Annotated in this window: 23 protein-coding genes; 19 read left to right on the forward strand and 4 right to left on the reverse strand. The window is 43.5% G+C overall.

Annotation, left to right across the window (positions count from 1 at the left end; translation table 11 throughout):
• Positions 1-66 precede the first annotated feature (66 nt).
• Genes KXD93_RS09765 through KXD93_RS09780 form a run of 4 tightly spaced genes read left to right on the forward strand, consistent with a single transcriptional unit; the run spans position 67 to position 4,806 of the window.
• A complete protein-coding gene (locus tag KXD93_RS09765) occupies positions 67-3,486 on the forward strand; it encodes a methylmalonyl-CoA mutase family protein (protein ID WP_258136900.1) in 3,420 nt (1,139 codons plus the stop codon).
• 39 nt (positions 3,487-3,525) lie between these two features.
• Positions 3,526-4,143: an ATPase gene (locus KXD93_RS09770; RefSeq protein WP_258136901.1), complete on the forward strand. Its 618-nt coding sequence runs from the start codon at positions 3,526-3,528 to the stop codon at positions 4,141-4,143.
• Positions 4,124-4,303: a DUF8506 family protein gene (locus tag KXD93_RS09775; RefSeq protein WP_258136902.1), complete on the forward strand. Its 180-nt coding sequence runs from the start codon at positions 4,124-4,126 to the stop codon at positions 4,301-4,303. Before KXD93_RS09770 ends, KXD93_RS09775 begins: the two co-directional genes overlap by 20 nt.
• On the forward strand, positions 4,300-4,806 hold the full coding sequence (locus tag KXD93_RS09780) for a DUF695 domain-containing protein (protein ID WP_258136903.1): 507 nt from the start codon (positions 4,300-4,302) through the stop codon (positions 4,804-4,806). Before KXD93_RS09775 ends, KXD93_RS09780 begins: the two co-directional genes overlap by 4 nt.
• Positions 4,807-4,811: 5 nt before the next feature.
• Here the strand turns inward: KXD93_RS09780 and KXD93_RS09785 are convergent, their stop codons facing one another.
• A complete protein-coding gene (locus KXD93_RS09785) occupies positions 4,812-6,587 on the reverse strand; it encodes a DUF885 domain-containing protein (protein WP_258136904.1) in 1,776 nt (591 codons plus the stop codon).
• Positions 6,588-6,742: 155 nt separating this feature from the next.
• Here KXD93_RS09785 and KXD93_RS09790 point away from each other — a divergent pair, with 155 nt between their 5' ends.
• Complete coding sequence (locus tag KXD93_RS09790) at positions 6,743-7,540, forward strand: M15 family metallopeptidase (protein WP_258136905.1); 798 nt, start codon at positions 6,743-6,745, stop codon at positions 7,538-7,540.
• A 2-nt stretch (positions 7,541-7,542) separates the two neighbouring features.
• A complete protein-coding gene (locus KXD93_RS09795; protein ID WP_258136906.1) occupies positions 7,543-8,304 on the forward strand; it encodes a DUF4846 domain-containing protein in 762 nt (253 codons plus the stop codon).
• A gap of 74 nt (positions 8,305-8,378) precedes the next feature.
• Here the strand turns inward: KXD93_RS09795 and KXD93_RS09800 are convergent, their stop codons facing one another.
• The 3 genes from KXD93_RS09800 to KXD93_RS09810 all read right to left on the reverse strand — a co-directional run bounded on the left by KXD93_RS09800 (position 8,379) and on the right by KXD93_RS09810 (position 10,063).
• Positions 8,379-9,086: a hypothetical protein gene (locus tag KXD93_RS09800; RefSeq protein ID WP_258136907.1), complete on the reverse strand. Its 708-nt coding sequence runs from the start codon at positions 9,084-9,086 to the stop codon at positions 8,379-8,381.
• A 90-nt stretch (positions 9,087-9,176) separates the two neighbouring features.
• Complete coding sequence (locus KXD93_RS09805) at positions 9,177-9,755, reverse strand: thioredoxin family protein (RefSeq protein ID WP_258136908.1); 579 nt, start codon at positions 9,753-9,755, stop codon at positions 9,177-9,179.
• 26 nt (positions 9,756-9,781) lie between these two features.
• Entirely contained in the window at positions 9,782-10,063 is a 282-nt protein-coding gene (locus KXD93_RS09810) for a hypothetical protein (RefSeq protein WP_258136909.1), read from the reverse strand.
• Between the two features lie 201 nt (positions 10,064-10,264).
• Here KXD93_RS09810 and mraZ point away from each other — a divergent pair, with 201 nt between their 5' ends.
• From mraZ to ftsA, 13 genes are all read left to right on the forward strand, one after another.
• Positions 10,265-10,729, forward strand: coding sequence for a division/cell wall cluster transcriptional repressor MraZ (gene mraZ, locus KXD93_RS09815; protein ID WP_258136910.1), 465 nt, complete (start codon positions 10,265-10,267; stop codon positions 10,727-10,729).
• Positions 10,726-11,628: a 16S rRNA (cytosine(1402)-N(4))-methyltransferase RsmH gene (gene rsmH, locus KXD93_RS09820; RefSeq protein ID WP_258136911.1), complete on the forward strand. Its 903-nt coding sequence runs from the start codon at positions 10,726-10,728 to the stop codon at positions 11,626-11,628. The genes mraZ and rsmH overlap by 4 nt, the downstream gene beginning before the upstream one ends.
• Positions 11,625-12,038, forward strand: coding sequence for an FtsL-like putative cell division protein (locus KXD93_RS09825; protein WP_258136912.1), 414 nt, complete (start codon positions 11,625-11,627; stop codon positions 12,036-12,038). The genes rsmH and KXD93_RS09825 overlap by 4 nt, the downstream gene beginning before the upstream one ends.
• Positions 12,028-14,166, forward strand: a complete 2,139-nt coding sequence (locus tag KXD93_RS09830; protein WP_258136913.1) for a PASTA domain-containing penicillin-binding protein — start codon at positions 12,028-12,030, stop codon at positions 14,164-14,166. Before KXD93_RS09825 ends, KXD93_RS09830 begins: the two co-directional genes overlap by 11 nt.
• Entirely contained in the window at positions 14,163-15,623 is a 1,461-nt protein-coding gene (locus tag KXD93_RS09835; RefSeq protein WP_258136914.1) for a UDP-N-acetylmuramoyl-L-alanyl-D-glutamate--2,6-diaminopimelate ligase, read from the forward strand. Before KXD93_RS09830 ends, KXD93_RS09835 begins: the two co-directional genes overlap by 4 nt.
• 114 nt (positions 15,624-15,737) lie before the next feature.
• The gene (locus tag KXD93_RS09840; RefSeq protein WP_258136915.1) at positions 15,738-16,082 is read left to right on the forward strand and encodes a four helix bundle protein; all 345 of its coding nucleotides are present in this window, start codon (positions 15,738-15,740) and stop codon (positions 16,080-16,082) included.
• Positions 16,083-16,230: 148 nt separating this feature from the next.
• Complete coding sequence (mraY, locus tag KXD93_RS09845) at positions 16,231-17,472, forward strand: phospho-N-acetylmuramoyl-pentapeptide-transferase (protein WP_258136916.1); 1,242 nt, start codon at positions 16,231-16,233, stop codon at positions 17,470-17,472.
• Positions 17,473-17,542: 70 nt separating this feature from the next.
• The gene (gene murD, locus KXD93_RS09850) at positions 17,543-18,931 is read left to right on the forward strand and encodes a UDP-N-acetylmuramoyl-L-alanine--D-glutamate ligase (protein ID WP_258136917.1); all 1,389 of its coding nucleotides are present in this window, start codon (positions 17,543-17,545) and stop codon (positions 18,929-18,931) included.
• Positions 18,932-19,091: 160 nt separating this feature from the next.
• Positions 19,092-20,246, forward strand: a complete 1,155-nt coding sequence (locus tag KXD93_RS09855) for an FtsW/RodA/SpoVE family cell cycle protein (protein ID WP_258136918.1) — start codon at positions 19,092-19,094, stop codon at positions 20,244-20,246.
• 90 nt (positions 20,247-20,336) lie between these two features.
• The gene (gene murG / locus KXD93_RS09860) at positions 20,337-21,485 is read left to right on the forward strand and encodes an undecaprenyldiphospho-muramoylpentapeptide beta-N-acetylglucosaminyltransferase (protein ID WP_258136919.1); all 1,149 of its coding nucleotides are present in this window, start codon (positions 20,337-20,339) and stop codon (positions 21,483-21,485) included.
• A 118-nt stretch (positions 21,486-21,603) separates the two neighbouring features.
• A complete protein-coding gene (murC, locus tag KXD93_RS09865; RefSeq protein ID WP_258136920.1) occupies positions 21,604-22,959 on the forward strand; it encodes a UDP-N-acetylmuramate--L-alanine ligase in 1,356 nt (451 codons plus the stop codon).
• Positions 22,952-23,815: a cell division protein FtsQ/DivIB gene (locus KXD93_RS09870; protein ID WP_258136921.1), complete on the forward strand. Its 864-nt coding sequence runs from the start codon at positions 22,952-22,954 to the stop codon at positions 23,813-23,815. The genes murC and KXD93_RS09870 overlap by 8 nt, the downstream gene beginning before the upstream one ends.
• Before the next feature lies 1 nt (position 23,816).
• On the forward strand, positions 23,817-25,160 hold the full coding sequence (ftsA, locus tag KXD93_RS09875) for a cell division protein FtsA (protein WP_258136922.1): 1,344 nt from the start codon (positions 23,817-23,819) through the stop codon (positions 25,158-25,160).
• The last annotated feature ends 32 nt before the right edge of the window (positions 25,161-25,192 follow it).

Consider the following 25,192-nt stretch of genomic DNA (forward strand, 5'->3'; position numbering starts at 1 on the left):
TTATGCACGCATAGTTTTTTGATGCTTAATTTATGTTAATTTTGTTTCTTACTAATTATAGCCTGCATGGAAAGCATAGCTCCCTATCAATCCAGGTACAAGATCCGTTTTGTAACTGCTGCCTCGTTGTTCGACGGGCACGACGCCACCATTAATATTATGCGCCGAATCCTGCAATCATCAGGGGCGGAGGTGATTCATTTGGGGCATAACCGTTCGGTTGACGAGGTAGTGAATTGCGCGATACAGGAAGATGTGCAGGGGATAGCCTTAACCAGCTATCAGGGTGGCCACGTAGAGTATTTCAAATACATGCACGACCTGCTGAAAGAGCGGGGAGCCGGCCACATCAAGATTTTCGGTGGCGGCGGCGGCGTTTTTTTACCGGACGAAATTGCAGAACTGCAGGCTTACGGGATCACAAAGATCTATTCGCCTGACGATGGCCGAACCATGGGACTGCAGGGAATGATAAACGATATGCTGGAAAAATGTGATTTCCAGAACAAAATAAAACTCAACGGGGAGCTTAAACACCTGCCCGAAAAAGATATCAAATCAATTGCTACCGCGATAAGTATAGTAGAGAATTACCCAAAGGAAGCAGATGCCTTTTTAACGGAGGTACGTAAGATAATTAGTGCCGGCACTACGCCTGTTTTAGGGATTACCGGTACCGGCGGGTCGGGTAAATCATCTCTGGTTGATGAAATAGTGCGACGGTTTTTGATGGAGACAGATAAAACGATGGCCATTATTTCTGTCGACCCATCAAAGCGTAAAACCGGCGGGGCGCTGCTTGGTGACAGGATCAGGATGAATGCTATTAATAGTCCACGCATTTATATGCGTTCGCTGGCTACCCGGCAGGCTAACCTGGCATTGTCAAAGCACGTCCAGGAAAGTATAGATATTTGCAAGGCAGCGGGATATGATTTGATTATTGTGGAAACTTCCGGCATCGGGCAATCGGATACAATGATCACCGATTATTGCGATCTCTCCCTTTATGTAATGACCCCTGAATTTGGCGCGGCAACCCAACTGGAAAAGATCGACATGCTTGATTTTGCCGACCTGGTTGCATTAAACAAGTTCGATAAACGCGGTGCGCTGGATGCTATTCGCGATGTGCGCAAGCAATATAAACGCAACCATATGCTGTTCCAGGCAAAGGATGAAGACATCCCGGTTTATGGAACCATGGCATCCCAGTTTAATGATCCCGGGATGAATACGCTGTTTACTGCGCTGATGAAGGCTATTAAAACAAAGACAGGGGTTGACCTTATAGGAACCCATGCAGCTGTTGAACACGAAAGCGAATCAGAAAAAATCTATATTATTCCTCCCGACAGGAACCGTTACCTCGCCGAAATTGCCGAAAGTAGTAATGCCTATAAGGAATGGGTAAATGAGCAGTGTAAAATTGCGCAGCAGCTGTTTCAGTTAGACGGGGTTATAAAATTATTAAATGTTGTAGAGACGCAATACTTTGCGTCTCAGGATAAGCATTCGGAACCAAAATCTGAGACGCAAAATATTGCGTCTCTACAGGATATTAAAAAATATCTGGAAGAACAATTGCACCCGGATTGCAAACGCTTGTTGCGCGAATGGCCCGAAACTGTTGCAAAATATAAAGCCGAAAATTTTATTTATAAAGTACGGGATAAAGAGATCAAACAACCGCTTTATTATACCTCATTATCTCAACTGCAGATTCCTAAAATCTCCCTACCTAAATATGAGGCATGGGGCGATATTTTACGCTGGCTGCTCACTGAAAACGTGCCGGGAGAATTTCCTTATGCTGCAGGCGTGTTTCCGTTAAAACGCGAGGGAGAGGATCCGACAAGAATGTTTGCAGGCGAAGGTGGTCCCGAGCGGACAAACAAGCGCTTTCATTATGTTTCGTTTGGTCAGCCGGCGCACAGGTTGTCAACAGCGTTTGATTCAGTTACCCTTTATGGTGAAGACCCGCATACCCGGCCCGATATTTATGGAAAGATCGGCAACTCGGGTGTGAGTATAGCCACGCTGGATGACGCTAAAAAGTTGTATTCCGGGTTTGACCTTTGTAGCTCATCCACGTCCGTATCAATGACGATAAACGGCCCGGCGCCAATGCTGCTTGGCTTTTTTATGAACGCGGCTATCGATCAGCAATGCGAAAAGTATATCAGGGAGCACAAGCTGGAGCATTTGGTGGAAGCGAAGTTTAAGGAAGTTTATGACGATAAGGGGTTAAAGAGACCCGAATATGATGGCGACCTACCAAAAGGAAATGACGGTTTAGGTTTATCTATCCTCGGCCTCACCGGCGATCAAATCCTCCCACCAGATGTTTATGCAAAAATAAAGGCCTACGCCATTGCCACTGTTCGTGGTACGGTGCAGGCTGATATATTAAAGGAAGACCAAGCGCAAAATACCTGTATTTTCTCCACCGAATTTGCGCTGCGGATGATGGGCGATATCCAGCAGTATTTTATCAATGAAAAGGTTAGAAACTTTTATTCGGTATCTATCTCCGGCTATCACATTGCTGAAGCGGGGGCAAACCCCGTTACCCAACTGGCGTTTACGCTATCAAACGGGTTTACCTATGTAGAGTATTACCTGAGCCGGGGAATGCACATCGACGACTTTGCGCCAAACCTCTCCTTCTTTTTCAGCAATGGCATCGACCCTGAATATTCAGTGATCGGGCGTGTTGCCAGGCGAATTTGGGCAAAAGCTATCAAGAACAAATACAAGGGTAACGATAGATCACAGAAGCTGAAATATCATATCCAAACCAGTGGCAGGTCCTTACATGCGCAGGAGATCGATTTTAATGATATTCGTACTACTTTGCAGGCTTTGTACGCCATTTATGATAACTGCAACTCGCTGCACACCAATGCATATGATGAGGCAATCACTACGCCGACAGAGGAGTCAGTACGCCGGGCGATGGCTATTCAGTTGATCATTAACCGTGAGCTTGGCCTCGCAAAAAATGAAAACCCCATCCAGGGCGCCTTTATTATTGAGGAGCTAACTGACCTGGTGGAAGAAGCTGTACTAGCAGAATTTAAGGCCATCAATGAGCGCGGCGGTGTGCTCGGCGCCATGGAAACCATGTACCAGCGCAGCAAGATCCAGGAAGAATCACTTTACTACGAAACCCTTAAGCATACCGGAGAATACCCTATTGTAGGTGTAAACACATTCCTTAATAAAAAAGGATCGCCAACCATTGTGCCATCAGAAGTGATCCGTGCCACAGAAGAAGAAAAGCAATACCAGATAACCGCATTGCATGAGTTTCAACACCGTAATGAAGCGATAATCCCACAGTTGCTGAAAGACCTGCAGCATAAAGCCATAGCCGGCGATAATATTTTCGAAAGCCTGATGGAAGCATGTAAATATTGTTCCTTGGGGCAGATCTCGCATGCGTTATACGAGGTGGGGGGACAGTATAGGCGGAATATGTAGTTTGGTAGTCAATTAGAGGTTAGAGATTAGGCGGGGAATTTGTATCTTGCTTCTAAAAATCATCGATTAATGCCAAATCTATACATAATAGCAGGTTGCAATGGTGCCGGGAAAACAACGGCAAGCTATACCATATTGCCGGAAATGCTAAATTGTAAAGAGTTTGTAAATGCTGATGGTATAGCAGCTGGGTTATCTCCCTTCAATCCGGAAAAAGTCGCCATCGAGGCAGGAAGAATAATGTTAAGCAGGATTGATAGGTTACTGGATGACAAGGTAGATTTTGCAATTGAAACTACTTTGGCAACAAGAAGGTACATGTTGCTGATAAAGGACGCTCGGGCAATTGGTTATAAAATAATATTGGTGTTTTTTTGGTTGAGCTCAACAGAGCAAGCAAAGCAACGGGTTGCAACACGGGTGAGTAAGGGTGGCCATCATATTCCAGATGACGTTATCGAGCAGAGATATTTCAAGGGAATTTATAATTTAATACATCGTTATACAAATATTTGCGACTATTGGGTAGTGTTTAATAATGAAGCCGGGGGGGCGGAAATTATTATTTCTGGTGAGCTTATTAAGCCGCAAGTGATCTTCAATTCAGATATTTGGAAAAGAATTAAAAAGCAAAGCAATGAAACCGGAAAATATTGAATTGCAAAATAAGATCATAGAAGGCGCTAATAAAGCGTACCTCAAGTTGCTTGTTTCAAGCGCCGAAAAAGACCAAAGCCTGGTAGTAACAGATAAAGCCGGTAAAGTTATACACGTCCCAGCTACGGAATTATTAAAAAAGCTTTCGGGAAATATATGATATTAAAAATAACAATTACTGGAATATCATTATTGCTTATAGTCTTTATATGCAAAGCTCAAAAGAAAAGTTCCACATATCCTACTGAAACGTTTTCAGTTATTGAGGCAAAGCTTGCCAATGGTAAACCTGTAATTGGCTCGGTTAATACAGCTTATAAAAATTACGATAAAAAGGACAAATATCCTTGGTGTTTAACGATAAACATCGCACTTGATTTAAAAAATGTTCAAAATAATGGGTTGCCAATAAAGTCAGAATCAGACATCGCCAATAAATTTGAAGATCAACTCATAAATCAAATTAAAAAGCTAACTATAAGTCACTACATCGGTCATTTGTATAATGACACTTTTTTAGATGTTTACATATATTTAGAAAACCCGGAAAAAGTTCATGAATATCTTCAATCGCAAATTAACAAAGAAGGGCTAACACGCCCAATGGCGTATAAGATAGAAAAAGACCCTAACTGGACTGGCGTGAAAGCCTTGTTAAAATAGAAACCCTACTTCTCCTTCCCAACAAACTCACCCATAACTGCTTCCCTGATCAATGCCGGTGGCAATATACCTTGCGACAAAATGAAATCGTGAAAATGCTGCTGGTTAAATTTATCGCCTAAAGCCTTTTCGGTATCCTTTCTTAACGCTATCATTTTGGTGAAACCATAAAAATAACTGTTAGCCTGTCCGGGGGCGTTCAGACTGTAGCGCTGCACTTCCTGCTGTGCAAAGGCGTGTGATTGTACCACATCGGTCATCAAAAGGTTTAAGGCTTGTTCCTGGGTTACTTTGCCGGCCTGCAATTCCGGATCTAAAAATGCACGGGCGGCGCGGAGTAAGCGGTAATCCAGCGATACTAACTGACCCTCTGCAGGGAAGAATGGGCGGCTGATATATTCAGAATACAATCCCCAGCCTTCCACGTTGGTGGAGTTAAAGGCATAAAGGGCGCGGGCCTGCGATACGCCTTCTTCAACCATTTTATCAAACTGTAGTTCATGACCCGGACGTGCTTCGTGAGCGATGATGGTCCATGATGCAGCATCGAATGTGAAATCGTCATATTTATCCACCTTTTCACCGGGCGCCGGCGGCATATTCAGTGGCAGCACAAATACGCCCCGCTGACCGGTGTTATTCAAAAACGGTGGCGGTACCATGTGCGGTGCAGGTGATTGCGCGGTTTCTGCCTCGCTTGCCAGCCTGATAATTGCCGGGCGGTTAGGCAGCGTTACCAAATGCTGCTCCCTGATGATGGTTTCAATATCAGCAAGGTGCTGCTTGTAGATCGGCATGATGGAATCGCCGATGATCTGTTTCGTTTTCAGGAATTTGATCACCGCGCGATAATCGCTCGATGGCAGGTTATACTTTTTGGCAACCTGTTCTGCCAATGGCTTCATCTGGTTTTGAATGTCGGTAAACGCAGCGTGTGCCATTTTAGCCAGTTCAGCAGGAGGGATGTCGATCCCGTAACCTTCCAAAGCAAGCTTGTACTCTTCGGGTGGCAGACGGAAATCGGTGCGGGCTTTTGGTTGCACGGTAGCTTTAACCCAGGCATCATAGTCTTCCAGCTGTTTTTTAATTGCAGCGTAAGCCTGCTCATAGCCGGTAATATTATATTTCTTAAACAGCTCTTCGATCCCGGCAACCATGCTGGCGTCGCGCGAAAGCTCAACTTCCATCGCTTGCTTTGAGGGGTAGATCATGCCTGGTTTGGCAATCTGTTTTAGCGTAAGCTGTTTGTATAGTTCAGTAGTTGGCTGATACCCTTTTTGCAAACCGGCATATTTATTCAGTCGGATAACTGCTGCAGGACGGCGTTCGACTGGAGTCTGATCGTCTAATAGACTTTGTAAGCCGCCAAACACGGTTGAGGTTGCATTCAGGAACGAAACTTCTTTACTCCGGTTAAAATCCTGGTTGCGGAAGCCGAGTTCAGATTGATTGATCAGGATATCGAGGTCCTGTTTGATCTTCAGATCCGTTTCTTTTTGCTTGGCTGCCTTTAATTGTGCAACGGCATCCTCGCGTTCCTTGCGCTGCGCTAGGGTATTAGCTTCAGTTGGTACGGAGATCAGCGTATCGTAATAAGCTAAACCTTGTGATGAGCCGAACTCTGGTGAATATTTTTTATCGAGATCGATAAGGATCTTGGTATAGCTGTTTGATTTGGCTATCCAGTCTTTATTTTCGGTTTGGGCTTTGCCGGCAAAAGGGTGTAAGGCTAACGCACCTATCGCCAGGGCGTAGATGGCTTTGTTTTTATTAATGGTCATTTACTACAGATTTATAGAACAATAAAAGTAGGATAATCACGCCAATGAAACGAAAAATTTCAACGAAACAGGCGAAAGTTTCAATAATGCCGTTAAATCTTCCAGATCTCATACACCGTCATTCAAATAAATAAAAACCGTACATTCAGTCTCCAATGAAAGTTACCTTAATATTGTTATTTGGCTGGATGTTTTGCAGCTCTTTTGATAGGGAGATGGGTATTGTTTTTACTAAAACTCCAGCGGATACAATCCCCAAGTCTGCCCAGAAACTTATCAAAAGCTACCCCGACTTTATTAACGGCTATGCAAACAACTACATCATTTTAAAGGATGGTACTAAAATGCTTTGGGATGATGGTATAAAAAATAAATCGCCAAAACAACTGCTGGATAAACCCGATCTGGAGGATATGTTTTATCAAAAATATAGTACAGGAAAGTTAGCCGAGCCACCGACAGCCGGTTTTGATCCCGGGCGTACGAGGAATGAACCTTTTTTCCTGAAGATGTATGGATCGACTGAAAGGGAAGTAAGGAAGAGTCTAACAGAAATCACCTGGTGCCCAAAGCTGGTGAATCAAAAAATAACTGTTACCAAAATTAATGGAATAGATAAGAAGGTGGCTGAGATCTCAAAGGAACTTGACGAACATCCGGAGTTAAAGAAATATCTCATCAATATTGGCGGCACGTTTGCATGGCGCAATATCGCCGGGACCAACAGGCATAGTATGCACAGCTTCGGGATGACGATAGACATTAATACTACCTATTCCGACTATTGGGAATGGGCCTGTAAATGCAGCAATGAAAATAATACGGTGAAATACAAAAACAGGATCCCGCGATCAATAGTGGATATTTTTGAAAAGCATGGGTTTATCTGGGGTGGTAAGTGGTACCATTACGATACCATGCACTTTGAGTACCGGCCCGAACTAATTGATTAAATATGAAATATAGCCTGTTAACCTTATTGCTGTTTATTAACAGCTTTTCTGCACCCGATAACGTGATAACCCGTTTTAAAACACCCGAGGGCTATCATAAATGCGCGGTAAAGCCCGGCAGCTTTGCCGCTTATTTGCAAAGTCTGCCTTTAAAACCGGTCGGTACGCAAACCAAGACGTACAGAGGTGAGGTTGCCCGAACGGACGTTTATACCGCAGCGGTAGTCGATATGAGTGTAGGCAACCAGGACCTGCAGCAATGCGCCGATGCCGTGATGCGATTGCGGGGCGAATACCTTTACTGGCAAAAGGATTATAAAGCCATTACCTTCAATTTTGTCAGCGGCTTTAAATGCGACTATATTCATTATGCCAACGGCTACCGTTATCATAATGACAGGTGGGCGCTAAAAGCAAAAAAGGATTACAGCTACCCAACCTTTATGCGCTATATGGAACTGGTGTTTTCGTACGCCGGTACCTTATCGTTAGAAAGAGAACTACACCCGGTAACCAATGCTGATGAGTTAAAGGCGGGCGATGTGTTTATACATGGTGGTTCGCCGGGGCATTGTTTTATTGTGATGGATGTGGTGGAGAACGATCAGCACCAGAAACAATTTTTACTGGCCCAAAGCTTTATGCCTGCCCAAAATATCGAGGTACTGCAATACCATTCGCCTTGGTTCAGGATGGATAAGACGAGTGATATATTATATGGGGAACTGATTAAAAAGAATTATTTGAGGAGGTTTGAACCGTGATTATTGGATTTTAGGGATTTTTCGGATGGAAGGTAAAACAATCAAGCCAATCGATAAATCAGGCGAATCATGGTTCAAATTGCTTTTTCACCCGTTGCTCCCCAAAACACCAAATACCCCGGTTTACTTTTAGCAATACCAATACTTTTTAAAACCCTTTTGGGATCAACCTTAATTTTTAACAGGTCAATATTGTGATGATCTTTTTCGGTCATGTTGTTTTTGTTGCCCCATTTGGCAAGGTCGTGGGAGAGGTAGCACAAGTTTGGGTCGTCTGATTTTATATCAGCATAATAATCCGGAAGTACAAACGCTTGTGAAGCTGCTCCATCGCTATAAGTTAAATTGATAGTTAAATTAGATGGCCCCTCAGAACTCGTCAATGCAAGATAAATGGTTTTATATTTTGATTTAGGTACAGCAAATTCAACACTTCCCGCGCCGCTGATATTACAGGTTTGCTTATCCAAGCTGTCGGTATTCGAGTAGTGCAGCTTTATTGCCGGGTGATGCCCGTTTGCCGGGAATGTTGGGTTGTCCGGAAGCGCGTGCGGGTCTTTATCGCCATTAAATAAGGCTGCTGACAGGGTTAAATAACCATCCCCGGAACCTCCGCCATCAATACCTTTGGTCCATGTAGTTAGTTTGTTATTGGTAGAAGTAGTTACGGGGCGGGCGTTTAAATTTTTGCTGATATCGAATTGAATCACTGAATTATTTTGCAAGGAGATCTTGCTGATAAACAGCGAACAAAAGATAAAAACTGGGAATGAGATCTTCATTGTGAGGTTTGTAGAGGCGCGATACTTCGCGCCTCTGTTAAATAAGATATTGGCACCACGGGAGACACAAGGTATTGAGTCTCTACGAAATTAATTAGTCCCTTTTGCAGGTTGTGGCGGTGGCTGGTTTAACAGGAAGCGTTTATGAATAACGGCGATATCCTCGCTGCTTAAAGCAGAAGTCTTTTTTAAGATCGTGTCAAAAAATGCGACCTCTTTATCACTGGCGGGACAGCCTACGTTGTCTTCAGCAGTGGCCGTTGTTGCGCCGTCTTTGGGCATTAGTGAATTGGCCAGCACGTTTCCTTTTGTGTCTAAAACCAGCCAATAAGGCAAGCCGGATTTTTCGCCGCCGAACTTCTTCATCACTTCCATACCGCCGGGATTTTCAAGGTTAGCTTTTGCTGGCTGCTCCATCACGTCCAAATGAGCGATCACATAATTGTCATCAAACATTTTTTTGCAGATAGGATCATTAAGCGAGGCATCCATCTTTTTGCACCAGCCGCACCATGAGGCGTGGAAGATCAAAATCACCTTTTTATTTTCTTTTGCTGCCTGTGCATAAGCATTGTTTAATACAGTTTCTGACGCAGGAAGCGCAGTTTGTGCCACCGCTGCTGATCCCATCAGCATAAACAGGGCGATAAGTAGCTGTCTTGTTTTCATAATAATTAAAGATAGGTGTATTTTATTTATTGTTGAGCCTTTTGCAGGTAATTTGTGAACTTGGGAAGGCTGATTTCTCCCACAATGTTACCCTTAACCATGATGTTTATTCCCACTTCATCTTTGTGGAATTGGAGACGTCCCCTAAATAAATGATTATCACCGGATTGGATAAATTGTACGAGACTTTTTAACGTGGATTTATGGCAAACATTTTCCACGCCATTGTTATAAACTACCAACCGTGCCTTTTTTTCCAGGTTTTCGAGGGCGAAAGTATAGCCGCTGTTTAGGTTTAAAAACTTCATTGTTTCTGGCATAACTCACTAAAAACTAAGCAGAAAGCGCTAAAAAGCATAAAGTATTTTAATAGCTGCGAAAAGAAATTTCTACACAAATAATAATCCACAGGCATATTACACAAGTGTTAATAACTTTCGTGGGGGAAAGTGGAGTAAAGTGGTAAAAGAAATCTAATTTTACACTACAATTAATGCCATAGTTTTAATATGTCCTATTTAACCGGCGAGTTTGAGTGTAAATTAGATAACAAAGGGCGAATGATGATCCCTGCGGGCCTCAAAAAAAAGCTTCCAGAAGCTGAAAAAGAGGGCCTTGTGATCAATCGCGGCTTTGAAAAATATCTTGTGATTTACACTAAACAAGAATGGGACAAAAAACTGGATGAACTCAACAAACTTAATCAATACGAAAAGAAAAACATAGAATTCATAAGATATTTTACCCGCGGCGCTACTGAATTAAGCGTTGATGCTGCCGGAAGGGTGAATTTACCCCAGGGCTTATTGGACTATGCCGGCATTGGAACGGATGTGGTTTTAAACTGCCAGATGACTAAAATTGAAATGTGGGATAGGGTAGCATACCAGGCAATGATTGAGAATGAGCCTGAAGATTTTGCTAAACTGGCGGAAGAGGTGATGGGTGATAAGAGAAGGGGGGATGTTGCATGAGTACATATCATACTCCGGTAATGCTGAATGAGTGTATTGAAGGGTTGAATATTAAACCATCAGGAACTTACGTTGATGTAACATTTGGCGGCGGCGGTCACTCTCGCGAAATCTTAAAACATTTAAATAAGGACGGCAGGCTGCTGGCCTTTGACCAGGATGCAGATGCCCGACAAAACATCATCGATGATGAGCGTTTTATTTTTGTAGACCAGAATTTTAGATACCTTAAAAATTTTGTCCGTTTGCATGACGCGATGCCTGTTGATGGCATTCTTGCAGATCTGGGTGTTTCATCTTACCAATTCGACCAGGCTGAGCGTGGTTTCTCTATTCGTTTTGATGCCGAGCTGGATATGCGGATGAATCAGCAGTCGGAATTAAGCGCAAAGGAAGTTGTAAATAATTATTCGGAGGCTGAGCTGCACCGGATTTTCGGCATTTATGGCGAGATCCAGAATGCAAAGTCGCTGGCCAATTCTATAGTGATCGCCCGTTTGGCTGCACCTATAGTAACGGTTGCTGATCTGAAAAATGCCATCATCAACCGCATCCCCAAAGGGAAGGAAAATAAATACCTGGCGCAGGTTTTCCAGGCGCTCAGGATAGAGGTTAACCAGGAGCTGGAGGCGTTAAAAGACTTTTTGATCCAAACCGCATCGGTATTGGTATCAGGCGGACGGTTGGTGGTAATGTCGTACCATTCACTGGAAGACAGGCTGGTGAAGAACTTCATCGCCAAAGGAAAATTCAGCGGAGAGGTAGAAAAAGATTTTTACGGAAATGATAACAAGCCTTTTGATGCGGTAAGTCGGGGAGCGATCACAGCAACGGAAGAGGAGATAAAGGATAATAACAGGGCACGGAGCGCTAAGCTAAGAATAGCGGTAAAGAAATGACAAACAAGCTACGTACGCAAATTGAAGAGGAAGAGGCGGAACAACAAAAGCTTATTGTTGAGGAAAAACGCGACTCGGAATTTCCGGATAATTTTTTGACTCAGTTTTTAACCAAAGGAATTCTTAATGCCGAAGCTGCTACCAGGGCGTTGCCGTTTGTATTGTTTATTGCCTTTTTAGGAATGCTGTATATAGCCAATATGCACATGGCGGAAAGAAGCATCCGTGACATCAGCAAGATTAGCAAGGAAGTAAAGGAGTTGAGCTGGGATTATAAAAACACCAAAGCTGAGCTTGCTTATAAAAGTACGCTTACAGAAGTTGCCAGACGTGTAGATACCCTGGGATTAAAAGAATCACTTACGCCACCGCAAAAAATAGTTGACGAGGAGGTGAAAAATGAGCGTTAGCATTAGGAAAACTATACTTATCAGGGTTTACCTGGCCTTTGGGTTGATCCTGCTTTTTGCCGCTGCAGTAGTGATCCAGCTTTTTCGTGTGCAATTTGTACAGGGCGATAAATGGAAGGCAATGGCATCTAAAATATCAACCAGGTACCAGACAATTGAGGCTGCACGCGGGAATATTTTTGCGAACGATATGAGCCTGCTGGCAACATCAGTGCCTGAATACGAGTTGCACATGGACATGTTTGCCGGAGGTATTGCTGACGACAAGACGTTTAATGAAAAGGTTGACTCGCTGGCGTTGATGCTTTCGCAATTATATCCTGATAAATCGGAGAAGGAATTTTCACGCTTGCTGCGCGATGCCCGTAAGGATGGGTCTAGATATGAACTGATCAGGAGAAGGGTAACCCATAAAGAGTTAAAGCTGATCCGCAACTTCCCGATCTTTAACATGGGTAAATACAAGGGCGGGCTTATAGTTGATGAGCAAAACAGGCGGGTAAAGCCGTTTCAATCACTTGCCGAGCGTACCATTGGTTATAAAAACGAAAATGCAAATAAAGCGGTAGGTCTGGAAGGCGCTTATGCTGATTATATAAACGGCGAAAACGGTAAACGTCTGGTGCAGCGCATGCCCGGGAACGTTTGGATGCCGGTAAGGAACGGTGAGGATGAAGTAGAGCCGAAGGATGGTGCTGATATTATATCAACAATTGATGTAAACTTTCAGGATGTTGCGCAGGATGTGTTAAGGGCGCAGTTAGACAGTACAGGCGCCGATCATGGCTGCGTGGTATTGATGGAAGTATCGACAGGCGAGATCAGGGCGATAGCCAACTTTACTAAAACCAAATCCGGCAAATACGAGGAAAAGCTGAATTATGCGATTAGTGACGCCGGCGATCCGGGGTCAACTTTTAAGCTGGCTACTTATATGTCTCTTTTTGATCAGCATAAAATTGACACCAATTCTACTATTAATGCGGAAGGTGGAAAGTACAAGATTCCTAAGGGCCCAACTATTAACGACGTAGAGGATTACAATTTTGTGATCACCGCAAAAAAAGCATTTGAAGAGTCGTCGAATGTTGCAGCAGCCAGGTTCGCTTATAACGCTTATAATAATAACCAGAAGGAATTTACAGATAAGCTGTACAGCTATCATTTAAACGAACCACTTGGCTTGCAAATTCCCGGCGAGGGTCATCCTGTGGTTAAGAACCCAAAAAGTCGCAGCTGGAATAAATATTACAGTCTGCCCGAAATGGCATACGGTTATGAAATGAAGATAACGCCATTGCAGATGCTTGCATTTTATAATTCAGTAGCTAACAACGGCAAAATGATAGCGCCGATCCTGGTAAAGGAAATCCGTCGGTATGGAAATACCATCGAGCAGTTCCAGGCAAGGGTGATCAATGAAAAAGTTTGTTCGGACGCTACCCTTGGTAAAGTACGCAGCCTGCTGGAAGGTGTGATAACTGAAGGTAACGGTAAAACATTGTTTAAAAACTCACTATATACCGTAGCAGGTAAGACCGGTACTGCGCAGATCGCGAACGGCATACGTGGTTACGGAAATGGAACTGGCAACAGCGAAAAGAAAACTTACCAGGCTTCGTTCTGCGGATACTTCCCGGCTAAAAACCCTAAGTATTCCATGATCGTTGTGATCAATCATCCTACAAAAGGATCGTACCTGGCGGCTAAAGTTGCAGGCCCGGTATTCAAAAAAATTGCTGACCGGGTATACGCCGCTGATAAGAGCCTGAACCCGGGAGCGCCGGTGCACTATGTAGGCAACACCAATTTGCCGCAAATAAAAAAGGGTAATACAAAAGCACTGAAACACGTGTATAGCAAACTCGGCGTTAAGCCCCTGTATGCTGTTAATAACGCGTCGGTGAACGGAGTTGATACCAGCAATGGAGTTGCTTTTGAAGATGCGAGCTATAAAAGCGGTGTAGTGCCGCAGGTAAAGGGAATGGGGTTGAGCGATGCTTTATACGTATTGGGAAATGCCGGTTATAAGGTTGTTGCCAGGGGCAGTGGCATGGTAGCCAATCAATCAGTAACGGCGGGAAGCATAACGCCAAAGGGATCAAAAATAATAATAGAACTGCAATGAGATATTTGAGCGATATAATAGAGGGGCTTGCGTTTACAGAACTGCAGGGAAGTGCGGATATTGAAATAACTGCTATAGTTTTCGATTCGCGCAAGGTAGTGCCGGGTTGTATGTTCGTAGCTGTAAAAGGCACGATGGTTGACGGGCACGACTATATTCTGCAAGCCATTAAAGATGGCGCAGTTGCTGTTATTTGCGAGGAGTTACCATCACGGGTTACCGGCGAGGTTGACTTTTTAATGGTAGCTGATTCGTCTGTGGCGCTTGGTCTTGTATCGGCTAACTTTTACGATAATCCATCATCAAAACTAAAGCTGGTAGGAGTAACCGGAACAAACGGGAAAACCACCATTGCTACAATGCTCTACAAGTTATTTCGTGATTTGGGCTATAAATGCGGTTTGCTTTCAACCGTTGAAAATCAAATCAATGGCGAGGTGATCCCTGCAACACATACTACACCCGATCCGGTTGAATTAAATAAGCTGTTAAATGAGATGGTTGAACAGGGCTGTGATTATTGCTTTATGGAAGTAAGCTCACATGCCATTGCACAGCATCGCATTGCATCATTAAAGTTTACAGGGGCAATATTCTCGAACTTAACACACGATCATTTAGATTATCACAAAACATTTGAAAAATACCTGAAGGCTAAGAAGACATTTTTTGACGAGTTGCCATCAAACGCTTTCGCCTTAACCAATATCGACGATAAAAACGGCAACGTAATGCTGCAAAATACCAAGGCCCATAAAAAGACTTATGGCCTGAAAAGCATGGCGGATTACAAAGCGCGCATACTTGAAAACCAATTTGAAGGGCTGCACCTGCAAATTGACAGCGAAGAGGTTTGGTTTAAAATGGTAGGGACGTTCAATGCATATAATTTGTTAGCGGTTTACTCGGCTGCAATGCTGCTTGAGCAGGACAAAACTAAAATACTAACCAGCCTGAGCAAGCTTACAGGCGCCCGCGGGCGGTTTGATTATATAATTGCACCTAACAAGGTAATAGGTATTGTTGATTACGCCCACTCACCGGATGCTATTCAGAATATTTTAAGTACGGTACACGACATCCGCAAGAATGAAGAAAAAGTGATAACGGTAATTGGCTGCGGTGGCGACAGGGATAAAACCAAACGTCCTATCATGGCTAAAGCTGCTTGCGAATGGAGTGATAAAGTGATCCTAACTTCTGATAATCCCCGCTCAGAGGACCCATCCCAAATAATCAGGGATATGGAGGAAGGAGTTGATCCTGCTTTTAAACGCCACACACTGAGCATAGTTGACAGGCGCGAAGCCATAAAAACAGCTTGTATGCTGGCAAGACCGGGTGATATAGTAGTGGTAGCGGGTAAGGGGCATGAAAAATACCAGGAAGTTAATGGCGTACGCTCTCACTTCGATGATATGGAAGAGCTAAGCGCAATTTTTAAAGAAATGAACTAAGAGGATGTGCGAATGTGTGGATGTGCAAATATGCGGATGAGGAAAAAGATGGGTGGATGTTTGATGGGATAGATGAATCAAAGACATCGATTTGAATAAATAACAATATAGACCATGAGCGAGAAACCGAACCAGATAGTTGATTTAACATTTAGTTTTTCATTGAAAATAATTGCTTTCACCGAAATTCTTGAATCGCAAAGAAAATTCAACATGGCGAATCAACTTTTTAGAAGCGGAACCTCTATTGGAGCAAATGTTAGTGAGGCGCAAGGAGCTGAAAGTAAAAACGACTTTAAACACAAGTGTAAGATTGCATATAAAGAAGCAGGCGAAACAGAGTACTGGTTAAAGCTTTGCAAGTTCGCCGAAAACTATCCATTTGAGCCGGAGATGTTAGATGAAGTGCAATCGATATTAAGGATACTGGGAAAAATAATTACAACAACAAATAATTAGAAAAATGTGCAGATGCGTGGATAGGCAGACGTGCATATAATTAAAACAACTAACGAATAAAAGAAAATTTACAAACAAATAAGAGTGATTAAAGAATTTGGATTTGCATGTATTCGCACATCCGCACATCAATAATCCGCACATCAATATGTTATACTACTTATTCAACTGGCTTAATAAAAATTACACTATTCCTGGTTCGGGGGTGTTTCAGTACATCACGTTCCGCACGGCAATGGCTGTAATTACATCGTTGATAGTAACTACGGTGTTTGGGCGCAGGTTGATTGACTACTTACGATTTAAGCAGGTTGGTGAAACCGTAAGAAACTTAGGGCTGGAAGGGCAAATGCAGAAGGCTGGAACGCCGACAATGGGTGGGCTGATCATTATCCTGGGAATTCTGGTGCCAACCCTGTTGTTTGCCAAATTGGAAAATATATACATCATCATGATGCTGGTTACCACCATTTGGCTTGGCGCGATAGGCTTTTTGGATGATTATATAAAGGTATTTAAAAAGAACAAGGAAGGCTTAGCAGGCAGGTTTAAGATAATAGGGCAGGTTGGCTTAGCGCTTTTCATCGGATTTACTATGTATTCTAATTCGGATATCGTGATCCGACAGGAAGTAAAGCTGCCTGTAAAGGTTGATGCTCCGGTTGATTTTCATATGCGGAATAATGTACCTGTTTATACTCAGGATGTAAGATCGACAAAAACTACCATGCCGTTCTATAAAAACAACGAGTTTGACTATGGAAAGGTGTTAAAATATATCGGGGCTGACTCTGATCATTATTCGTTACTGGTGTTTATGTTCTTTGTTATAGTAATCGTCACATTTATTTCAAATGGTGCAAACATAACAGACGGTATAGACGGGCTGGCGACAGGTACCTCGGCCATCATCGGCATTACGCTGGCTATTCTGGCTTACGTTTCTGGTAACACGGTTATCGCCGATTACCTGAACATCATGTACATCCCCAATTCCGGCGAGCTGGTAATTTTTGCCGGTGCATTTGTTGGGGCATGTGTTGGTTTTCTCTGGTATAACTCTTACCCGGCACAAGTATTTATGGGTGATACTGGCAGCCTTGCAATCGGCGGCATCATAGCCGTGTTTGCCATCATGATCCGCAAAGAGTTGTTGGTGCCATTGCTGTGCGGTGTGTTTGTGATAGAGAATTTGTCGGTAATTATACAGGTGGGCTGGTTTAAATATACAAGGATAAGATTTGGCGAGGGACGCAGGGTGTTTTTAATGTCGCCACTGCATCACCATTATCAGAAGAAAGGATTTCATGAAGCCAAGATCGTAACCCGGTTCTGGATCATCGGTATCCTGCTGGCGATAGTGACGATAATAACGTTGAAGCTGAGGTAGAGATGCCCCCCGACCCCCTAAAGGGGGAGATGATGTGCGATAGGAATAAATATTAAAGAAAAGATAAATAATGATACAGGACAGCAAAAACCAACCCAATCAAAAGCTCCCCCTTCAGGGGGCTGGGGGGCTAGTAGCAATTCTTGGAGCCGGCGAAAGCGGGGTGGGAGCGGCATGCCTGGCGCAACAGCAGGGCTATGATGTTTTTGTGTCGGATTTCGGGATGATTGCTGACGACTATAAAAAACAATTGCAGGACTGGAATATCCGCTTTGAAGAAAGGCAGCATACTGAAAGCGAAATACTTAAGGCTATTGAGGTAATTAAAAGCCCCGGTATTCCTGAAAAGGCGCCCATCATTAAAAAAATAAAAGAAAAGGGCATCCCGGTTATCTCTGAAATTGAATTTGCCGGCCGCTATACAAATGCCAAAATAATAGGAATAACCGGGTCGAACGGTAAAACGACCACCAGCAGCTTAACCTACCATATACTGAAGAATGCGGGATTAAATGTGGGCCTCGCTGGTAATATCGGTAAAAGTTTTGCCTACCAGGTGGCTACTGAAAAGTTCGACTTATATGTGCTCGAGCTGAGCAGCTTTATGCTCGACGATATGTTCAGTTTTAAGGCCGACATAGCCGTGCTATTAAATATTACGCCCGATCATTTAGACAGATACGATTATAAATTGGAGAATTATGCAGCATCGAAGTTTCGAATCACTCAAAACCAAACAGGAAATGATTATTTCATTTACTGCGCCGACGACCCGGAGACCATTAAGGGAATGGCGGACCGAACTTTTGCAGCACAGCAATTGCCGTTTTCTATCGAAAAAGAGATTGAACAGGGGGCATGCCTCCACCAGGACAATATTGTCATTAACCTTCATCAACAACATTTTGAAATGTCGATACACGAATTAGCTCTACAGGGTAAACACAATATTTATAACTCTATGGCATCAGGTATAGTAGCCAAAGTCCTGGAACTGCGTAATCCCGAAATGCGGGAGAGCATGGGCAACTTTAACGCGATCGAGCATCGGTTGGAGTCGGTTGCTGTGATATCAGGCATCAGCTTTATCAATGATTCAAAGGCTACAAATGTAAACTCAACATGGTATGCCCTTGAAAGCATGACCAGCGATGTGGTGCTGATACTTGGCGGAGTTGACAAGGGAAATGATTACGGGATGCTTAGAAGCCTGGTTAAGCAAAAGGTAAAGGCAATAGTTTGTTTAGGCAAGGATAACAAGCGCATACACGAAGCATTTGAGGATGTGGTTGACGTAATAGTGAATACCCACTCGGCGCAGGAAGCCGCAACGGTGTCTTATCACCTGGCAACAAAGGGTGATACCGTATTGTTGTCGCCGGCGTGTGCAAGTTTCGACTTGTTTAAGAATTATGAAGACAGGGGCAGGCAATTTAAGCAGGCGGTGAAGGAGTTATAGCCCCCTAACCGCCTAAAGGGGGAATGATGTGCGGATATGCAAATGTGCAGATGTGCGAATGAGAATTAATATTGAATAAAAGATTAGATAATAATAATGATACAGGATAGCAAAAACCAATCCAATCAAAAGCTCCCCCTTCAGGGGGCGGGGGGGGCTTATGCATAAAATACTCAATAACACAAAAGGCGACCGCTGGATCTGGCTGATAGTAATACTACTTTCGGTTATATCATTGCTGGCGGTTTACAGCGCCATTGGGTCGCTTGCCTATAAGAAGGGAGTGGGTACTGAAACGATTTTGTTAAAGCACCTGTTTATGATAGTGGGCGGTATTGGATTGATGTATTTATCGCACAAAATTGATTACCGTTATTATCGCGGCATTTCAAAGTTGCTGATGATCATCACCATCCCATTGTTGATGTACACGCTGTTATTTGGTAATCATGTTAACGAGGCCAGTCGCTGGATTGCGATCCCGGGAACCGGGCTCAGTTTTCAAACATCCGATTTGGCCAAGCTGGCGTTGATCACTTACCTGGCACGTACACTATCTATCAAACAAGAGAACATAAAAGATGTTAAGCAATCGTTCATCCCGATAATGGGTGCCGTTTGTGTTGTGTTCGCATTGATTGCCTGGGCGAACTTGTCGACCGCTTTGATGCTGTTTGGAGTTAGTATTTTATTGCTGATAATGGGCCGCATAAGCGTTAAGCAAATTGCGGTTGTATGTTTAGGTGGAATGGTGGTACTATCGGGTATCGTGTTTTTAGGGCCACGCCGCCACATGTATATCACCCGTATTGAAACCTTTATGCACCCTGAAAATGCTAATCCGGATAAAGCACAACAATCCAATCATGCCAAGATAGCCATTGCTACGGGCGGTATTTTTGGTAAGGGAATAGGCAACAGCGACGAGATAAACAGTTTACCCGAAGCATATTCGGATGAGATCTATGCGATAATAGTTGAAGAATACGGCCTGTTTGGCGGGATAGTGTTGATAGGGATTTACCTGTTTTTATTGTTTAGGTGTATAAAAATTGCAACCAGGGCGCCAAAGGCATTCGGTACTTTGCTTGCTGCCGGGTTGAGTTTTAGTTTGACCATACAGGCTTTTGCAAATATGGCGGTTGCCGTAGGTTTAGGCCCCGTTACCGGCATCCCGTTGCCATTTGTGAGCATGGGCGGAACATCTATATTGTTTACCAGCATTGCGTTTGGGATCATATTATCGGTAAGCAGGGATATTGACGAACCTAAAAAGGTAATAGTAGGGGAAATAAAGGAAGTAGCGATGGCTTAAGCCCCCTAACCCCCTGAAGGGGGAATGATGTGCAAATTCGTGAATGTGCGGATGTGCGAATAAAAAGAATAAAATAAAAAGAAAGCTGAAATGGTACAAAGCAAAAGCATACCCAATCAAAAACTCCCCCTTCAGGGGGCTGGGGGGCCGCGCATTATCATAAGTGGTGGCGGTACCGGGGGGCATATTTTCCCGGCTATTGCTATTGCCAATGCTTTGAAAAAGCTTGATCCGGCTACTGAGATCTTATTTGTTGGGGCTGCCGGGAGAATGGAGATGGAAAAGGTGCCGGCGGCAGGTTATAAAATAATAGGGTTGGAGATCCAGGGCATTCAACGTAAGTCTATCTGGAAGAATGTGATGTTCCCGGTTAAGCTGATGCTGAGCGTCAGGCGTTCTTTGGAGATTATTAAGGAATTTAAACCCGATGCGGTGGTTGGTGTTGGGGGATATGCTTCGGGGCCTTTATTGTATGCTGCATCAGTGAAAAACATCCCGTATTTAATACAGGAGCAAAATTCATACGCTGGCATAACCAATAAGTGGTTGGGTAAGAAGGCCAGCAAGATCTGTGTTGCATTTGACGGTATGGATAAGTTTTTTCCGTTCGACCGCATTATTAAAACAGGTAACCCTATCCGCAAGGATTCGGTAAATATTGCTGGTAAGCACATGCAGGCGTTGGAATTATATAAATTATCAACGTTTAAAAAAACCATATTGGTTATAGGCGGCAGCCTTGGTGCGCGTACGTTGAACAATAGCATAATGGCCGGGCTTGATAAGCTGATAGCAGCCGACGTGCAGGTAATATGGCAAACCGGTAAGTTTTATTACAAGGGAATAATTGAAAAATTAGGTGAAGATTTTAACCCGGATATCAGGATTCTTGAATTTGTTAACCGGATGGACCTCGCTTTTGCCGCGGCAGATGTGATCATATCAAGAGCAGGCGCCGGAACAATAGCCGAGTTGTACATGGTGAAAAAGCCTGTGATCCTGGTACCGTCGCCTAACGTGGCAGAAGATCATCAAACAAAAAATGCTTTGGCATTGGTGCAAGAGAACGCAGCTGTATTTATTGCAGACCGGGATGCAGAAGAAAAATTAGTGGATAAGGCACTTGAACTGTTAAACGATAAGGAAACGCAAAGAAAGCTAAGCGAAAACATTGGCAAAATGGCAATGCCTGATGCTGATGAGGTTATAGCGAAGGAAGTATTTAAAATGATTAAATAGTTTAGGAGTTCATAGTTGATGGTTCATAGTTCATAGATGGAGAGAAAAAGATCAGTGGAATCATCAAACAATAAATCGGTGAAATTGCAAAGTTTAATCGGTGAAATCAAAATAAGAAATGGAGTTAAATAACATAAAACGGGTTTATTTGGTAGGAATAGGGGGCATCGGCATGAGCGGATTGGCCCGGTATTTTCACCATTTGGGTTGTGTTGTTTGCGGCTATGATAAAACATCAACCGATCTGACTAACGACTTGCATAACGAAGGCATTCAGATCATTTTTGATGATCGTCCGGATTGGATTCCTTATGCTTTTCAAACGCCGGACGAAGGGACGCTGATTATCTATACGCCTGCCATTCCAAAAGATTCAGCTATACTGAATTTCTTTAAGAACAACGGTTTTGAGTTGTTCAAGCGGTCGCAGGTATTGGGGATCATCAGCAAAAGCATGTTTACAGTTGCTGTTGCGGGTACGCACGGCAAAACCACGACATCAACAATGGTTGCCCATATTTTAACGGATTCGGGTAAGGATTGCTCGGCATTTTTAGGCGGGCTGTCAACAAATTACCACAGCAACGTGCTGTATGGCAAAAATAACATTGTGGTGGTTGAGGCAGATGAATACGATCGTTCATTCCTGACGCTGTATCCTGATGTCGCCATCATTACGTCAATGGATGCCGACCATTTGGATATTTATGGCGATCACGCGCATTTGACTGATTCGTTCAAAATGTTCGCTTCGCAGATAAAACCGGGCGGCACACTGATCCACAAAAAAGGGCTGGCTTTGGATAGCGGCTTTACCTATGCAGTTGAAGCGGAAGCTGATGCCACAGCATCGAACATAAGAATAGAGAACGGCGATTTCTATTTCGATTTTAAAAATAGTCAGAGCAGCATCACCAATATTAAAATGGGAATTGCCGGTACGCACAATATTGAAAACGCGGTTGCTGCTATTGAAGCATGTTTGATCCTGGAGGTTTCGCCTGACGCTATAAAAAGCGCGCTGGAATCATTCCGGGGTGTACACCGCCGTTTTGAATATGTAATAAAAAACGATCATCAAATATTTATTGATGATTATGCCCATCATCCGGAAGAATTGAAGGCAGCTATAAAATCGGTAAAAAGATTATACCCTGGCAAAAAGCTGACGACCATTTTTCAGCCGCATTTATACACCCGTACCCGTGACTTTGCGGATGGGTTTGCAGAGGCACTTGATCTGTCGGACGAACTGATCATCCTGGATATTTACCCTGCGCGTGAATTGCCGATTGAGGGTGTAAACGCCGACATGATATTGGAGCGGATGAAGCTTGAAAACAAGCGCCGCATCAGCAAACAGGATGTTTTGGCTGTGATAAAGGAAGAAAAGCCGGAGCTGCTGTTAACAGTTGGCGCAGGCGATATCGATACATTGGTTCAACCATTAAAACACATATTGGAAAATGTTTAAGAAACGCATCTGGAAACCGCTGTTGATCAGCCTTGCATGGATAACATGCTTTGGCGGCCTGGTGGTGCTGATGAGTTTTATTAATCAAAAGAAGGATGAAGTAGTTTGTAAGGATGTTAAAATTTACATTCCCGGCAACCAGTATTTTATAGATAGGGACGAGGTTGACAATATTTTGCAAGTGAACAGCCATGCGCTTATTGGCCGTAGGATGGCCGATATTAACATACATGAGCTCGAAAATAAATTAAAGAGCAATCCATTTATCGAGTTTGCCAAGGTGTACACTGATATGGATGGGATTATTAATGTAGAGATCAGCCAGCGCCAGCCGATTTTGAGGGTGATGAACCGCTTTGACCAGGATTTTTATGTGGATCAGCATGGCTTGAAAATTCCTTTATCAGGAAATTTTACCGCAAGGGTAATAGTGGCAAATGGATATATCGACGAGGCATTTGCCAATCATGTAGACAGCCTTCATACGCCGATGGCGGCTGAGCTTTTTAAGACTGCTGATTACATAAGGAAAGATTCACTTTGGGATGCGCAGATAGCGCAGATCTACGTGAATAAGGATCATGAAATTGAGCTGATCCCGCGGGTAGGCAACAATAGGATTTTGCTGGGCAACGCAGATTCATTGGACAGCAAGTTTCACAACCTGCTGGTATTTTATAAAAAAGCGCTGCCTTTGGTTGGTTGGGATGCATATAAAGTTATAAACATAAAATACGCTAACCAGGTGGTTGGCGTACGAAACGAGAATAAAAAAACAGATTCATTAAAAGCAAAAACAGCTGCTAACGATTCGACAAAAGCGATTAGGGATACATCTATTATAAAAAAGAATTGATATGGACAAAACTTCAACTCAAGAAAAAACCTCACCAATAGTAGTGGGATTGGACATAGGTACTACAAAGATCTGTGCCATTGTTGGGCGTAGGAGCAAGAACGGCAAAATTGAAGTGTTGGGTATTGGCAAGGCCGAATCTGCAGGAGTTACGCGCGGGATGGTTTCAAACATTGATAAAACTGTGCAGGGGATAAGTATTGCTGTTGATGTAGCAGGTACACAATCGAACGTGGAAATCAAAGTAGTGAACGTAGGCATTGCAGGTCAGCATATTAAGAGCTTGCAACACCGCGGATTAATTACCCGCCGCGATATGTCGAACGAGATCTCCCGTAAGGATATTGACAAGTTGGTTGAAGATATGTATAACTTGGTAATGCCTCCGGGTGAAGAGATCATTCATGTATTGCCACAGGAATTTACAGTTGATAATGAGCCGGGTATAAAGGACCCGATCGGTATGGCAGGCGTAAGGCTTGAAGCCAACTTCCATATCATCTCGGGCCAGGTTACTGCTATAAAAAATATAGTAAAGTGTGTTAACAAGGCAGGTCTGCAAAGCGAAGAACTTACACTGGAGCCCTTGGCTTCGTCGGAATCTGTATTGAGCGACGAGGAGAAGGAAGCTGGTGTTGTTTTGGTTGATATCGGCGGTGGTACTACAGATGTTGCTATCTTCCACGAGGGTATTATCCGTCATACAGCGGTTATCCCATTCGGCGGTAACAGTGTAACTGAAGATATCCGCGAGGGTTGTTCAGTAATGCGCAACATTGCGGAGCAGCTGAAGGTAAGGTTCGGATCGGCTTTGGCTGAAGAAAATAAAGAAAACGAGATTGTTTGTGTTCCCGGCTTACGTGGCCGCGAGCCGAAGGAGATCTCGGTAAAGAATCTGGCTTTCGTGATCCAGGCCCGTATGGAAGAGATAGTGGAGCATGTTTACTACGAGATTAAGTCATCGGGATACGAGAAAAAGCTGATAGCAGGGATAGTAATCACAGGCGGCGGCGCGCAGCTTAAACACCTGGCCCAACTGGTTGAATATGTTACAGGTTTGGATTGCCGCGTAGGTTACCCTAATGAGCATTTGGCTAAGAATGAAATGTTGCCGAAGAATGTTTATGAGGAATTACAAAGCCCGACTTTCGCTACTGGTATAGGCCTGTTGATAAAGGGGATCCAGAAGATGGAGTATAACGATTACGTGCCGGTAGCTGAGGAGAAAAAGGATGTGAAGCCACGTTACACCGAGGATAGAAAGTTTGGTTTATTAGGAAAATTATTGGAAAGTGGTAAGCGTTTTATTAAGGACGACATTAATGATGAGGATTTTTTAAAGTAAACTTTCCACATCGGCGCTATCTTTCCACATAT

This window comes from Mucilaginibacter phenanthrenivorans, from assembly GCF_024721155.1.
Taxonomy (GTDB): domain Bacteria; phylum Bacteroidota; class Bacteroidia; order Sphingobacteriales; family Sphingobacteriaceae; genus Mucilaginibacter; species Mucilaginibacter phenanthrenivorans.